The organism is Streptomyces sp. NPDC050287 (genome assembly GCF_044459385.1).
Lineage (GTDB): Bacteria > Actinomycetota > Actinomycetes > Streptomycetales > Streptomycetaceae > Streptomyces.
Map to the genome: position 1 here is coordinate 379,663 of NZ_JBITIY010000001.1, position 13,401 is coordinate 393,063.

At 71.7% G+C, this 13,401-nt stretch carries 8 protein-coding genes; 5 read left to right on the plus strand and 3 right to left on the minus strand.

What is annotated here, in order from left to right; translation table 11 throughout:
- The first annotated feature begins 20 nt into the window (after positions 1-20).
- The 3 genes from ACIBK3_RS01715 to ACIBK3_RS01725 all read left to right on the plus strand — a co-directional run bounded on the left by ACIBK3_RS01715 (position 21) and on the right by ACIBK3_RS01725 (position 3,312).
- Entirely contained in the window at positions 21-1,160 is a 1,140-nt protein-coding gene (locus tag ACIBK3_RS01715; RefSeq protein WP_399362052.1) for an acyl-CoA dehydrogenase family protein, read from the plus strand.
- Positions 1,160-2,254: an acyl-CoA dehydrogenase family protein gene (locus ACIBK3_RS01720; protein ID WP_399360773.1), complete on the plus strand. Its 1,095-nt coding sequence runs from the start codon at positions 1,160-1,162 to the stop codon at positions 2,252-2,254. Before ACIBK3_RS01715 ends, ACIBK3_RS01720 begins: the two co-directional genes overlap by 1 nt.
- A gap of 131 nt (positions 2,255-2,385) precedes the next feature.
- Positions 2,386-3,312 (plus strand): chitosanase, encoded by a 927-nt coding sequence (locus ACIBK3_RS01725; protein WP_399360775.1) that lies wholly within the window; start codon positions 2,386-2,388, stop codon positions 3,310-3,312.
- Positions 3,313-3,436: 124 nt separating this feature from the next.
- Here ACIBK3_RS01725 and ACIBK3_RS01730 read toward each other — a convergent pair whose 3' ends face one another.
- From ACIBK3_RS01730 to ACIBK3_RS01740, 3 genes are all read right to left on the minus strand, one after another.
- Positions 3,437-4,900 (minus strand): glutamate synthase subunit beta, encoded by a 1,464-nt coding sequence (locus ACIBK3_RS01730; protein WP_399360777.1) that lies wholly within the window; start codon positions 4,898-4,900, stop codon positions 3,437-3,439.
- Entirely contained in the window at positions 4,893-9,497 is a 4,605-nt protein-coding gene (gltB, locus tag ACIBK3_RS01735) for a glutamate synthase large subunit (RefSeq protein ID WP_399362054.1), read from the minus strand. The genes ACIBK3_RS01730 and gltB overlap by 8 nt, the downstream gene beginning before the upstream one ends.
- Positions 9,498-9,895: 398 nt before the next feature.
- Positions 9,896-10,627, minus strand: coding sequence for a VIT1/CCC1 transporter family protein (locus ACIBK3_RS01740; RefSeq protein WP_399360779.1), 732 nt, complete (start codon positions 10,625-10,627; stop codon positions 9,896-9,898).
- Positions 10,628-10,910: 283 nt separating this feature from the next.
- On the opposite strand from ACIBK3_RS01740, the gene ACIBK3_RS01745 reads away from it, so the two are divergent.
- Both ACIBK3_RS01745 and ACIBK3_RS01750 read left to right on the plus strand, forming a co-directional pair.
- Positions 10,911-11,930, plus strand: coding sequence for an ADP-ribosylglycohydrolase family protein (locus ACIBK3_RS01745; RefSeq protein ID WP_399360781.1), 1,020 nt, complete (start codon positions 10,911-10,913; stop codon positions 11,928-11,930).
- Positions 11,927-13,363, plus strand: coding sequence for an ADP-ribosylglycohydrolase family protein (locus ACIBK3_RS01750; RefSeq protein ID WP_399360783.1), 1,437 nt, complete (start codon positions 11,927-11,929; stop codon positions 13,361-13,363). Before ACIBK3_RS01745 ends, ACIBK3_RS01750 begins: the two co-directional genes overlap by 4 nt.
- Positions 13,364-13,401: the final 38 nt, after the last annotated feature.

Here is a 13,401-nt window from a genome sequence, read left to right on the forward strand (position 1 = left end):
CGCCGATGGACCTGCCGCCGATGGACCTCGACTTCACGCCCGACGAGGAAGCGTTCCGCGCCGAGGCCCGCGCCTGGCTCGAGGCCCATGTGCCGTTCGCTCCGCTGCCCTCCCTGGAGACCGAGGAGGGCTTCGCGGCACACCGCGCGTGGGAGGCCGAACTCGCCGCGGACCGCTGGTCGGTGGTCAACTGGCCGGCCGAGTACGGCGGGCGGGACTCGGGCATCGTCCGCTGGCTGATCTTCGAGGAGGAGTACTACGCGGCGGGCGCGCCGGGCCGCGTCGGCCAGAACGGCGTCAGCCTGCTCGCGCCGACCCTCTTCGAGCACGGCACCGAGGAGCAGCGGGCGCGGGTGCTCCCGCCGATGGCCACCGGCGAGGTGGTCTGGGCGCAGGCCTGGTCGGAGCCGGAGGCGGGCTCGGACCTGGCGTCCCTCAGGTCGCGGGCCGTCCGCGCCGACGGCGGCTGGTTGCTGAGCGGGCAGAAGACGTGGTCCTCGCGGGCCGCGTTCGCCGACCGCGCGTTCGGCCTGTTCCGCAGTGACCTGGACGCGCCGAAACCCCACCAGGGGCTGACCTACCTGATGTTCGACCTGCGCGCGCCCGGGGTCACCGTCCGCCCCATCCCGCGCCTGGACGGCAAGCCCGCCTTCGCGGAGCTGTTCCTGGACGAGGTGTTCGTGCCGGACGAGGACGTGATCGGTGAGCCCGGCCAGGGCTGGCGGGTGGCGATGGCGACGGCCGGCAACGAGCGTGGGCTCACGCTGCGCTCCCCCGGCCGTTTCCTGGCGGGCGCCGACCGGCTGTTCGCGCTCTGGCGGGCGCAGGGCCGCCCGGCCGGTACCCGCGACCGCGTGGCCGACGCCCTGATCGGCGCCCGCGCCTACCAGCTCTTCACCTACGCCGCCGCCTCCCGCCACCTCGACGGAGCCTCGCTCGGCCCGGAATCCAGCCTGAACAAGGTGTTCTGGTCCGAGTACGACATCGCGCTCACCGAGACGGCCCTCGATCTCCTGGGCGAGGAGGGCGAGCTGGCGGACACGGAGTGGGCCGAGCGGTATGTCTTCGCGCTCGCCGGGCCCGTCTACGCCGGCACGAACGAGATCCAGCGCGACATCATCGCCGAGCGCCTGCTGGGCCTGCCGAAGGGACGCCGGTGATGCGGTTCCTTCTCTCCCCGGAGCTGCGGGCGTTCGCCGGCTCGCTGGACGCGATGCTGACGGCCGCCGGCACGCCGTCCGTCGTACGGGACTGGGGCCGCGGCGACCACACGAGCGGACGCGCCCTGTGGTCCCGTATCGCCGGGGCGGGAGTCTTCGCGCTGGCGGTACCGGAGGCCTACGAGGGGATGGGCCCGCGACCCGTCGAACTCGCCGTGGCCTTCGTCGAGTTGGGGCGGCACGCGGTACCGGGCCCGCTGGTGGAGACGGTCGCGGCGGCAACCCTGCTCACGGCACTGGCCGCACAGGACGACACGGGCCCGGCCGAACGCCTGCTGCCCGCACTGGCCTCGGGCACGTCGACGGCGACCGTCGCCCCGGCCCTGACCCCGGCCACGACCCCGGGGCCGTACGCGCTGGACGCGGACGTGGCGGACGTACGACTGGCTGTGTCGGCACCACCGAAGAACCCGGCGGACCCGATCGGCACGCCCGAGCCGGCCCGCGCCACCGAACCGCCCGGCGCCCCCGAGCCGGCCACCGCCACCGAGCTGCGCCTCGCGCCCCCGCCCGGCCTCCCGCGCCCCGGTCTCGACCCCGCCCGCCGCCTCTTCGTCCTCCCGCCCGGCGGCGAACTCCTCGCCACCGGCCCTCATGTCACCGCGGCCGCCGCCCGCGCCCTCACCACCGCCCGCCTGGTCACCGCGGCCCAGGCCCTCGGTGTCGGCCTCGCGCTCCTCGACCGCACCGTCGCCTACGTCAAGCAGCGCACCCAGTTCGGGGTGCCCATAGGCTCCTTCCAGGCCGTCAAGCACCAACTGGCCGACGCCACGCTGGCCCTGGAGTTCGCGCGGCCCCTCGTCCTCGGTGCGGCGGTGACGATGGCCGAGCGGGATGTCGCCGCCGCGAAGGTCACGGCGTGCGAGGCGGCGTACCGCACCGCACGGACCGCCCTCCAACTGCACGGCGCGATCGGCTACACCGCGGAGTACGACCTGTCCCTCTGGCTGACCAGGGCCCGCGCGCTGCGCACCGCCTGGGGCAGCCCCGACACGTGCCGGGCCGCCGTCCTCAGTGGTGGTGATCGCCGCTGACGGTCTCCCGGTGATCCTCCACCCCCGGCTTCCCGATCCGCGTTCCCGGTCCCGGACGTCGGCCACGCACGGATGGACACGGTCACGCGGATCAGCCAACGGTGCGGGCGGGCGACCGTACGCTGGGCGGCATGAAACGCGCCGGTCTGTTCCTGATCGCCGTCGTGCCCGTGGTGGTCGCGGGGAGCGTCTGCGTCTCCACAGCGCCGTCGGACGGCGGGAGGACGGAAGGGAGCGACAAGCCTGCGGCCGGCGCCCCGGCCACGCCCGCCCCCGCTTCCCCCACTCCGCCCAACTCCTCTCCTTCCGCCGCTTCGCCCACTTCCTCCGCTCCCCCCGCTCCGCCCCCGAGCCTGGCCGACCCCGGCAAGAAGGACCTGGCCCAGCAGTTGGTGGCGAGCGCCGAGAACTCCACCCTCGACTGGCGCGGCGCCTACGGCTACATCGAGGACATCGGCGACGGGCAGGGCTACACCGCCGGCATCATCGGATTCTGCACCGGCACCCACGACCTGCTCACCCTCGTGGAGACCTACACCGAGGACCACCCCGGCAACGGCCTGGCCCGCTACCTCCCCGCCCTGCGCGCGGTCGACGGCACGGACTCCCACGCGGGACTGGACCCCGGCTTCACCGCGGCCTGGAAGGCGGAGGCCGAACGTCCCGCGTTCCGCCGGGCCCAGGACGACAAACGCGACCGTGTCTACTTCGACCCGGCGGTGGGCCGCGCCCAGCGCGACGGTCTGGGTGTACTCGGCCAGTTCGTCTACTACGACGCGATGGTCTACCACGGCCCCGGCAGCACACCCACCAGCTTCGGCGGCATCCGCGCCGAGGCCATGAACCGGGCGGCCACCCCCGCGCGGGGCGGCTCCGAGAAGACGTACCTGGAGGCGTTCCTCGACGTCCGCCGCACCGCGATGACCACCATGCACCCCGGCACCGACACCAGCCGCGTCGACACCGCCCAGCGACGCTTCCTGAACGAGGGAAACCTGGACCTCACCACGCCGCTGGAGTGGGAGGTGTACGGGCAGACGTACAGGATCCCCGGATAGCTCGCGGAGATCAGCGGCTCGCGGACATGCGGCGGCGCCTGGCCGTTCGTCCGGTCGGGGACAAGGGCCAGGCGCCACCTGGTGTTCCGTACGCCTTTGTACGGGACGTTTTTCCGAGCAGCCGTCAGACCATCAGCGAGCGGTCCGTCGGCCGGATCGGTGCGTGCAGTTCGCTGCCGCCGGTCAGGAACCGGTCGACGCCCTGGGCGGCCGAGCGGCCCTCCGCGATCGCCCACACGATGAGGGACTGGCCGCGGCCGGCGTCACCGGCGACGAACACGCCCGGCACGTTGGTCTGGAACTCGGCGTCGCGGGCGATGTTGCCGCGCTCGTCGAGGTCCAGGCCGAACTGGTCGACCAGGCCGTTCTCGCGGTCGGTGCCGGTGAAGCCCATGGCCAGGGTGACCAGCTGGGCGGGGATCTTGCGCTCCGTGCCCGGCTTCTGGGTCAGCTTGCCCTCGACGAACTCCACCTCGGTGAGGTGCAGCCACTGGACGTTGCCGTCCTCGTCGCCCTCGAAGTGCGTCGTCGACACCGAGTAGACGCGCTCGCCGCCCTCCTCGTGCGCGGAGGTGACCTTGTAGAGCATCGGGAAGGTCGGCCAGGGCTGGGAGACCGGGTTCCGCTCGTCGTTCGGGCGGGGCATGATCTCCAGCTGCGTGACCGAGGCCGCGCCCTGGCGGTGGGCGGTGCCCACACAGTCGGCGCCGGTGTCGCCGCCGCCGATCACGATGACGTGCTTGCCCTCGGCCGTGATGGGGGGCGCCACGTAGTCGCCCTCCTGCACCTTGTTGGCCAGCGGCAGGTACTCCATGGCCTGGTGGATGCCCTTGAGCTCGCGGCCGGGAACCGGCAGGTCACGGGCGGTCGTGGCACCGGCGGCGATGACGATCGCGTCGTACCGCTTCTTCAGGTCGGACGCCTTGATGTCCTGGCCGATCTCGATGCCGGTACGGAAGCGGGTGCCCTCCGCGCGCATCTGTTCGATACGGCGGTTGATGTGCCGCTTCTCCATCTTGAACTCGGGGATGCCGTACCGCAGGAGGCCTCCGATGCGGTCCGCGCGCTCGTAGACGGCGACGGTGTGACCGGCCCGGGTCAGCTGCTGCGCCGCGGCGAGACCGGCGGGGCCGGACCCGATGACGGCGACCGTCTTGCCGGACAGCCGCTCCGGGATCTGCGGGGCGACGTCACCGGTCTCCCACGCCTTGTCGATGATCGAGACCTCGACGTTCTTGATGGTGACCGGCGGCTGGTTGATGCCCAGCACGCACGCCGACTCGCACGGGGCCGGGCAGAGCCGGCCGGTGAACTCCGGGAAGTTGTTCGTCGCGTGCAGACGCTCGGAGGCGGCCGCCCAGTCCTCGCGGTAGGCGTAGTCGTTCCACTCGGGGATCAGGTTCCCCAGCGGACAGCCGTTGTGGCAGAACGGGATACCGCAGTCCATGCAGCGGCTGGCCTGCTTGCTGATGATCGGCAGCAGGGAGCCGGGAACATAGACCTCGTTCCAGTCCTTGACGCGCTCCTCGACGGGACGGGTCCTGGCGACCTCACGACCGTGGTTCAGGAAGCCCTTCGGGTCAGCCATTGATCGCCGCCTCCATCATCTTCTCGGTGATCTCGGTCTCGGTGAGACCCGCTCGCTCGGCGGCGTCCTTGGCGGCGAGCACTGCCTTGTACGTACTGGGGATGATCTTGCTGAAGCGCTGCACGGCGTCGTCCCACTCGGCGAGCAGCTTCTCGGCGACCGTCGAGCCGGTCTCCTCGGCGTGGCGGCGCACCACGTCGTGCAGCCACTGCTTGTCGGTGTCGTCCAGCGCCTCGATCGCGCCGACGTTGCCGGCGTTGACGTTGTCGCGGTTCAGGTCGATGACGTACGCGATACCGCCGGACATACCGGCCGCGAAGTTACGGCCCGTCTCGCCGAGAACCACCGCGTGACCGCCGGTCATGTACTCGCAGCCGTGGTCGCCCACGCCCTCGGAGACGACCGTGGCACCGGAGTTGCGGACGCAGAACCGCTCACCGGTACGACCGCGCAGGAACAGCTCGCCGCCGGTCGCGCCGTACGCGATGGTGTTGCCCGCGATCGTGGAGAACTCGGCGAGATGGTCGGCGCCCCGGTCGGGACGGACGATGACCCGGCCGCCGGACAGGCCCTTGCCGACGTAGTCGTTGGCGTCGCCCTCCAGGCGCAGCGTGACACCGCGGGGCAGGAAGGCACCGAAGGACTGGCCGGCCGAGCCGGTGAAGGTGATGTCGATGGTGTCGTCGGGCAGGCCCGCGCCGCCGAACTTCTTCGTCACCTCGTGGCCGAGCATGGTGCCGACCGTGCGGTTGATGTTGCGGATCGCGACCTGGGCGCGCACCGGCTGGGCGTCGGTCGCGGAGTTCGCGGCCAGGGCGTCGCCGGCGAGCTTGATCAGCTCGTTGTCGAGGGCCTTCTCCAGGCCGTGGTCCTGCTTGATGACCTGGTGCAGCGGGGCGCCCTCGGGCAGCTCGGGCACGTAGAAGAGCGGGGACAGGTCCAGGCCCTGCGCCTTCCAGTGGTCGACGGCGCGCGTCACGTCGAGGGTCTCGGCGTGGCCGACGGCCTCCTCGATGGAGCGGAAGCCCAGCTCGGCGAGGATCTCGCGGACCTCTTCGGCGATGAACTGGAAGAAGTTCACGACGTACTCGGCCTTGCCGGTGAACCGGTCCCGCAGGACCGGGTTCTGGGTGGCGATGCCGACCGGGCAGGTGTCCAGGTGGCAGACGCGCATCATGACGCAGCCGGAGACGACGAGCGGCGCGGTCGCGAAACCGAACTCCTCGGCGCCCAGCAGCGCGGCGATGACGACGTCCCGGCCGGTCTTGAGCTGGCCGTCGGTCTGTACGACGATCCGGTCGCGCAGGCCGTTGAGCAGCAGGGTCTGCTGGGTCTCGGCGAGCCCGAGCTCCCAGGGACCGCCCGCGTGCTTCAGCGAGGTCAGCGGGGAGGCACCCGTACCGCCGTCGTGGCCGGAGATGAGCACCACGTCCGCGTGCGCCTTGGACACACCGGCCGCGACCGTGCCGACGCCGACCTCGGAGACCAGCTTCACGTGGATCCGCGCCTGCGGGTTCGCGTTCTTCAGGTCGTGGATCAGCTGGGCCAGGTCCTCGATCGAGTAGATGTCGTGGTGCGGCGGCGGGGAGATCAGACCGACACCCGGGGTGGAGTGCCGGGTCTTGGCGACCCACGGGTACACCTTGTGGCCGGGCAGCTGGCCGCCCTCGCCGGGCTTGGCGCCCTGGGCCATCTTGATCTGGATGTCGTCCGCGTTGACCAGGTACTCGGAGGTCACACCGAAGCGGCCGGAGGCGACCTGCTTGATGCTGGAGCGGCGCGCCGGGTCGTACAGGCGGTCCGCGTCCTCGCCGCCCTCACCGGTGTTGGACTTGCCGCCCAGCTGGTTCATGGCGATGGCGAGCGTCTCGTGGGCTTCCTTCGAGATGGAGCCGTACGACATGGCGCCCGTGGAGAACCGCTTGACGATCTCGCTGACCGGCTCGACCTCGTCGATCGGGATCGGCTGCCGGTCCGACGTGAAGCCGAACAGGCCGCGCAGCGTCATCAGACGCTCGGACTGCTCGTTCACCCGCTCGGTGTACTTCTTGAAGATGTCGTAGCGGCCGCTGCGCGTGGAGTGCTGGAGGCGGAAGACCGTCTCCGGGTCGAACAGGTGCGGCTCGCCCTCGCGGCGCCACTGGTACTCGCCGCCTATCTCCAGGGCGCGGTGGGCCGGCGCGATGCCGCTGGCCGGGTAGCCCTTGGCGTGGCGGGCGGCGACCTCCTTGGCGATGACGTCGATGCCGACGCCGCCGATCTTGGTGGCCGTGCCGCTGAAGTACTTGGTGACGAACTGCTCGTCCAGGCCGACCGCTTCGAAGACCTGGGCGCCCCGGTAGGAGGCGACCGTGGAGATGCCCATCTTGGACATGACCTTCAGGACGCCCTTGCCGAGGGCGTAGATCAGGTTGCGGATGGCCTGCTCGGGCTCGACGTCCGACAGGAAGGTGCCGGCGCGGACCAGGTCCTCGACGGACTCCATCGCCAGGTACGGGTTCACAGCGGCGGCGCCGAAGCCGATCAGCAGGGCGACGTGGTGGACCTCGCGGACGTCACCGGCCTCCACCAGCAGGCCCACCTGGGTGCGCTGCTTGGTGCGGATGAGGTGGTGGTGGACGGCCGCGGTGAGCAGCAGCGACGGGATCGGCGCGTGCTCGGCGTCGGAGTGGCGGTCCGACAGGACGATCAACCGGGCGCCGTTCTCTATGGCGGCGTCGGCCTCGGCGCAGATCTCGTCGATGCGGGCGGCGAGGGCGTCACCGCCCCCGGAGACCCGGTACAGACCGGACAGGGTCGCGGCCTTGAAGCCGGGCATGTCGCCGTCGGCGTTGATGTGGATGAGCTTGGCCAGCTCGTCGTTGTCGATGACCGGGAACGGCAGGGTCACGGTCCGGCAGGACGCGGCGGTCGGCTCCAGCAGGTTGCCCTGCGGGCCCAGCGACGAGCGCAGGGAGGTGACCAGTTCCTCGCGGATCGCGTCCAGCGGTGGGTTGGTGACCTGTGCGAACAGCTGGGTGAAGTAGTCGAACAGCAGCCGGGGGCGGGAGGACAGCGCGGCGATCGGCGAGTCCGTGCCCATCGAACCGATCGGCTCGGCACCGGCCTTGGCCATCGGCGCGAGGATGACGCGCAGCTCCTCCTCGGTGTAGCCGAAGGTCTGCTGGCGGCGGGTGACCGAGGCGTGCGTGTGCACGATGTGCTCACGCTCGGGCAGGTCGGACAGCTCGATCTCGCCGGCCTCCAGCCACTCCGCGTACGGCTTCTCGGCGGCGAGCTGGGCCTTGATCTCGTCGTCCTCGATGATGCGGTGCTCGGCGGTGTCGACGAGGAACATGCGGCCGGGCTGCAGGCGGCCCTTGCGGACGACCTTGGCGGGGTCGATGTCGAGGACGCCGACCTCGGAGCCGAGGACGACGAGGCCCTCGTCGGTGACCCAGTAGCGGCCGGGACGCAGGCCGTTGCGGTCGAGGACCGCGCCGACCTGGACGCCGTCGGTGAAGGTGACGCAGGCCGGGCCGTCCCAGGGCTCCATCATCGTGGCGTGGAACTCGTAGAAGGCGCGGCGGGCCGGGTCCATGGAGTCGTGGTTCTCCCACGCCTCCGGGATCATCATCAGCACGGAGTGCGGCAGCGAACGGCCGCCGAGGTGCAGGAGTTCGAGCACCTCGTCGAAGGACGCCGAGTCGGAGGCGTCCGGCGTACAGATCGGGAAGACCCGGTCGATCTTCTCCTGGTCGCCGAACAGATCGGAGACGATCTGCGACTCGCGGGCCGCCATCCAGTTGCGGTTGCCCTTGACGGTGTTGATCTCACCGTTGTGCGCGACGAAGCGGTACGGGTGGGCCAGCGGCCACGACGGGAAGGTGTTCGTGGAGAACCGGGAGTGCACGAGCGCGATCGCGGAGGCGAAGCGGCGGTCGGACAGGTCCGGGAAGAAGGGCTCCAGCTGACCGGTGGTCAGCATGCCCTTGTAGACGATGGTCCGCGCGGACAGCGACGGGAAGTAGACGCCGACCTCGCGCTCGGCGCGCTTGCGCAGCACGAAGGCCTTGCGGTCCAGGTCGATACCCGTGGCGGGCACCGCGGCGCCGTCGGCCACGAAGACCTGTCGGAAGGCGGGCATCGTGGAGCGGGCGGTGGCGCCGAGGAGTTCGGGGGCGACGGGCACCTCGCGCCAGCCGAGGACGGTCAGGCCCTCGTCGGCGGCGATCGTCTCGATCGTCGAGACGGCGTCCTCGATGCCGTCCTCCGGCAGGAAGGCGATACCGACGGCGTAGGCACCGGCCGCGGGCAGTGCGAAGTCGGTCACCTCGCGGAGGAAGGCGTCCGGCACCTGGGACAGGATGCCCGCGCCGTCACCCGAGTCGGGCTCGGAGCCGGTGGCGCCGCGGTGCTCCAGGTTACGCAGAACCGTGAGCGCCTGCTCGACCAGCGCGTGGCTCGCCTCGCCGGTGAGGGTGGCCACGAAGCCGACGCCACAGGCGTCGTGCTCGTTGCGGGGGTCGTACATACCCTGCGCAGCAGGGCGAGCATCCATGAACGACCACTTCTGGCCATTCGTGGAGTGCTGGGACGGCTGGCGCGGCGTACGCATCGGCTCTCCCGTCGTCGTCATCTGGCTGGAGGCACCTCCCAGGCCTTGAGGCTCTGGGGGAGCGGATTGCCGAGGGACGACGCTGGCCCTCTGCGTGAGTGCAAAATTTCGTGCAGGTTACATGATGGAGCGGTTCTCGGGAACCGGATAATCCGTTCCAACATGCGGACGCCACGAGGAGCGGCGGGGGTACCGCGCACGTGGCTTGAAGTATGTGGGACCGAACGGGACAGATCGGTGTCCGTCGGCCCGGAAGCGGGGCAGGCGCCGTCGCCACCCCGCAAATGCGCCGCAGGCTTCCTTACCCACAGCGCTTACGGCTCATGCCCGGTGGTTAACCGTTCGAAACCAGCGAGTAACGGCTACTTATGCGGCCAAGCGCATAACCTGCAGCCGATCTATCCTACGACCGTTCCGAACAAGCTGCCGAGGACGTACGTCACACCGGCCGCCGCACCCCCGAGAGCGAGCTGCCGCAGTCCGCTGAACCACCAGGACCGAGCGGTCACCTTGGCCACGACGGCACCGCATCCGAACAGCCCGAAGAGGGCGAGCAGCAGGGCCGGCCACAGAGCGGTGGCGCCGAGCAGGTACGGCAGGACGGGCAGCAGGGCTCCCAGCGCGAACGCCCCGAACGACGACACGGCGGCGACCAGCGGCGACGGCAGGTCCCCGGGGTCGATCCCGAGCTCCTCACGCGCGTGGATCTCCAGCGCCTGCTCGGGATCCCGGGACAGCTGCCGGGCCACCTCACGCGCCAGTTCCGGCTCCACCCCGCGCCCCTCATACAGGGCGGCCAGCTCAGCCTCCTCGTCCTGAGGGTGCTTTCTCAGCTCCCGCCGCTCCACGTCCAGCTCGGCCTCGACGAGCTCGCGCTGCGAGGCGACGGAGGTGTACTCGCCGGCCGCCATGGAGAAGGCGCCGGCGGCCAGCCCGGCGAGGCCGGTGATGACGATCGTCTGCTGACCGACCGAGCCGCCCGCGACGCCGGTCATCAGGGCCAGGTTGGAGACCAGACCGTCCATCGCGCCGAAGACCGCGGGGCGCAGCCACCCGCCGTTGACGTCGCGGTGGGTGTGGTTGTCGCGGTGCGCCTCATGCAGCGCGGCCTCGGTCTCGATGATCGCCATGCCGGTCCCCCAGGGATGCTCGAACTGCCTCTTTGGACTGATTCCACTTTTCGACAACCCACAACATACGCCTCGGCATTCCCGCCCGCCAGCAAGGAAAGGCTCGGCTAACCTGCGACTTTCCCTCTCCCCGCTCATCCGTAGAGGGGCTCGCACAGATGTCGACCGGGTGACACGAAGGCGCGGACGGCTGCACGGAACACCGCAACGGGGAGAGTTCCGCAAAGGGTTCCGCGCCCCAGGAAACGTCTTCGTGCGGCGCCCCCGAGAGGAGAAGCCGCGTATGGCATCGATCGCCTGCACTCCCTCCGCCCCGGCGCCCCGGAACGCCGCCGAACTCCGTGAGCGGGCCCGCGGCGCACTGCTCGGTCTGGCCGTCGGGGACGCCCTGGGCGCCCCGGCCGAGAACATGAAGCCCTCCGAGATCCGGGCTCGCTGGGGCCGCATCACCGGCTACGTCACCGACACACCCGCCGGCACGGACGACACCGAGTACGCGATCTTCTCCGGCCTCCTGCTGGCCCGCCACGGCTCCGCGCTCACCCCGGCCCATGTGGAGGCGGCCTGGCACGAGTGGATCGCCGACCGCGACGAGGGCCCCTTCCGGGGTGCCGGCTTCAGCGAACGCGGCACGCTGGAGAACCTCCGCCGGGGTCTGGCCGCCCCCATCTCGGCCCAGCACCGCCACGCCTGGAGCGACGGCCTCGCCATGCGCGCGGCCCCCTTCGGCGTCTTCGCGGCGGGCCGCCCGACCGAGGCCGCCCGCCTGGTCGCGATCGACGGATCGGTGAGCCACGACGGCGAGGGCATCTACGGCGGCCAGGCGGTCGCGGCCGGTGTGGCGGCGGCGATGGCGGGCGCCCCGACCGTCGCGGTGGTCGCTTCGGCCCTGGCGGTCGTCCCCGACGACTCCTGGACGGCCCGCTCCCTGCGCCGAGCGGCCGCGGTGGCCCACCGCGGCGAACGCGCGGTCCGCTCCGCCGTCGTCATCGGCGGCTACCCCTGGACCGACCTGGCCCCCGAAGCGGTCGCCCTCGCCTTCGGCGCCTACGCGGCAGCCGACGGCGACTTCGTCCAGGCGGTCCTGACAGCCGTCAACATGGGCCGCGACGCCGACACCACGGCAGCGGTGGCCGGCGCCCTGGCCGGCGCGACCGGCGGAGCCGCCACGATCCCGGCCGCCTGGGTCTCGGCCATCGGCCCGGCCCGCGGCAGCTGCCTCCCCTCCATGGCGGGCCACCACATCCTGGAGGTGGCGGACCTGCTGACGCAGTCCCCCACAGGATCGGCGGTGACCTCATGACGCCGCCGACGCCCCCGACGCCGTGGGACGACGGCATCACGGCCGTCACGACGCCGACGGAACCACCGGCACCGGAGTACCCGACGACGACCGAGCCGGCCGAACCGGAGACCACCACCACAGCGGAACCGCTCGACCCCGAACCCCCGACCACGGGAGAGCTGCTCGCCCCGGAGTCCACCTCCACGGCGGAGCCGCTGGAACCGCCGGTCGCCGACGGCGCGAACCCCCCACAGGGGCCACCCGCACCCGACGACGAAAGCAGCACGGGTGGTGCCGGTGGGAACACCGAGGCCGAGGCCGTTCACCCCGCACAAAAGCACCACCGCGTCGAAGGTCTCCTGCTCGGCCTGGCCGCGGGCGACGCAGCGGGGTGGCCCGCCGCCCGCCACCGAGCCGTAAGGATGCCCGACTGGACCCGCCGCCTCACCCGCGAACTGGACACCTTCGCCGAACAGAACGCGACGACCACCCTCCCCGTCCCCATCGCCCTGAACCAACCCCCGGAACCCCTCTACCTCGGCCCCTCGGACGACGCCGAGTGGGCGACCTTCGCCGCCGAAGCCCTCCTGCGCGCAGGCGACGACGCCGCCCTCGGCGACCTCAGCCGGGAACGCCGTACCCGCGCCGCCATCGACCTGACCTGGAACGCCGTAGCCAGCGAGGTCGCCGCCGCAGCGAACCGCGCCCCCGAGATCGAGTCCGCCGTCCTCCCCCTCCGCGCCCGCATCTCCGTCCGTGCCGGCCTCGGCAACCTCGCCACCGGCCTGCGCCCGCCGGCCACCGGCCACGACAACCCGCACTATTTCGACGACGCGGCCTGCGTACGGGCCTGCGTCCTCGCCGTGGCCCACCCCGGCGATCCCCGAGGCGCCGCCGACCTGGCCGAGTTCGACGCCCGCTACACCCAGGACGGCGACGGCGTGCACGGCGCCCGCGCGATGGCGGCGGCCGTGTCCCTCGCCCTCGCCGGAGCCGACGTACAGACATGCGCGACCGCCGCGCTCGCCGAGCTCCCCGAGTCCACCGAGATCGGCCGCAACGCCCGCCACGCCCTGCGGCTGGCCCACGACGCCGAGAGCGCCTTCGCCCTGGTCCCCCTCCTCGAGCACCAGATCGTCGACCACGTCTACAGCTACGGCATCGCGGCCGCCGAAACCGTCCCGGTCGCCCTCGCCCTGGCCACCGCGGCACGCGGCCGGATCGCGGAGGCGGTACCGGCGGCGGCCTGCCTCTCCCGGGTCGCCGACTCGGCCCCCGCCCTCGCGGGCGCACTCACCGGCGCGTTGGGCGGCGGAGGGGCGATCCCCGCCTCCTGGCGGGAGGCCTGCCGCACTCTCTCCGGCTGCGCGCTCCCCCGCCTCACCGGGACGGACCTGGTGGAACTCGCCGAACTCCTGGAAGCCGCGCAACCAGTCCCGCCAGGGGGATGATTCGGACTATGACCCCCAAAACCGAAGAAATCCGGAGA

Excerpts from the sequence above, each read along its gene's own strand:
- ACIBK3_RS01720 (WP_399360773.1), top strand. The coding sequence starts at position 1,160 with ATGCGGTTCCTTCTCTCCCCGGAGCTGCGGGCGTTCGCCGGCTCGCTG.
- ACIBK3_RS01730 (WP_399360777.1), bottom strand. The coding sequence starts at position 4,900 with ATGGCTGACCCGAAGGGCTTCCTGAACCACGGTCGTGAGGTCGCCAGG.
- ACIBK3_RS01745 (WP_399360781.1), top strand. The coding sequence starts at position 10,911 with ATGGCATCGATCGCCTGCACTCCCTCCGCCCCGGCGCCCCGGAACGCC.
- gltB (WP_399362054.1), bottom strand. The coding sequence starts at position 9,497 with ATGCGTACGCCGCGCCAGCCGTCCCAGCACTCCACGAATGGCCAGAAG.
- ACIBK3_RS01715 (WP_399362052.1), top strand. The coding sequence starts at position 21 with ATGGACCTCGACTTCACGCCCGACGAGGAAGCGTTCCGCGCCGAGGCC.
- ACIBK3_RS01750 (WP_399360783.1), top strand. The coding sequence starts at position 11,927 with ATGACGCCGCCGACGCCCCCGACGCCGTGGGACGACGGCATCACGGCC.
- ACIBK3_RS01725 (WP_399360775.1), top strand. The coding sequence starts at position 2,386 with ATGAAACGCGCCGGTCTGTTCCTGATCGCCGTCGTGCCCGTGGTGGTC.
- ACIBK3_RS01740 (WP_399360779.1), bottom strand. The coding sequence starts at position 10,627 with ATGGCGATCATCGAGACCGAGGCCGCGCTGCATGAGGCGCACCGCGAC.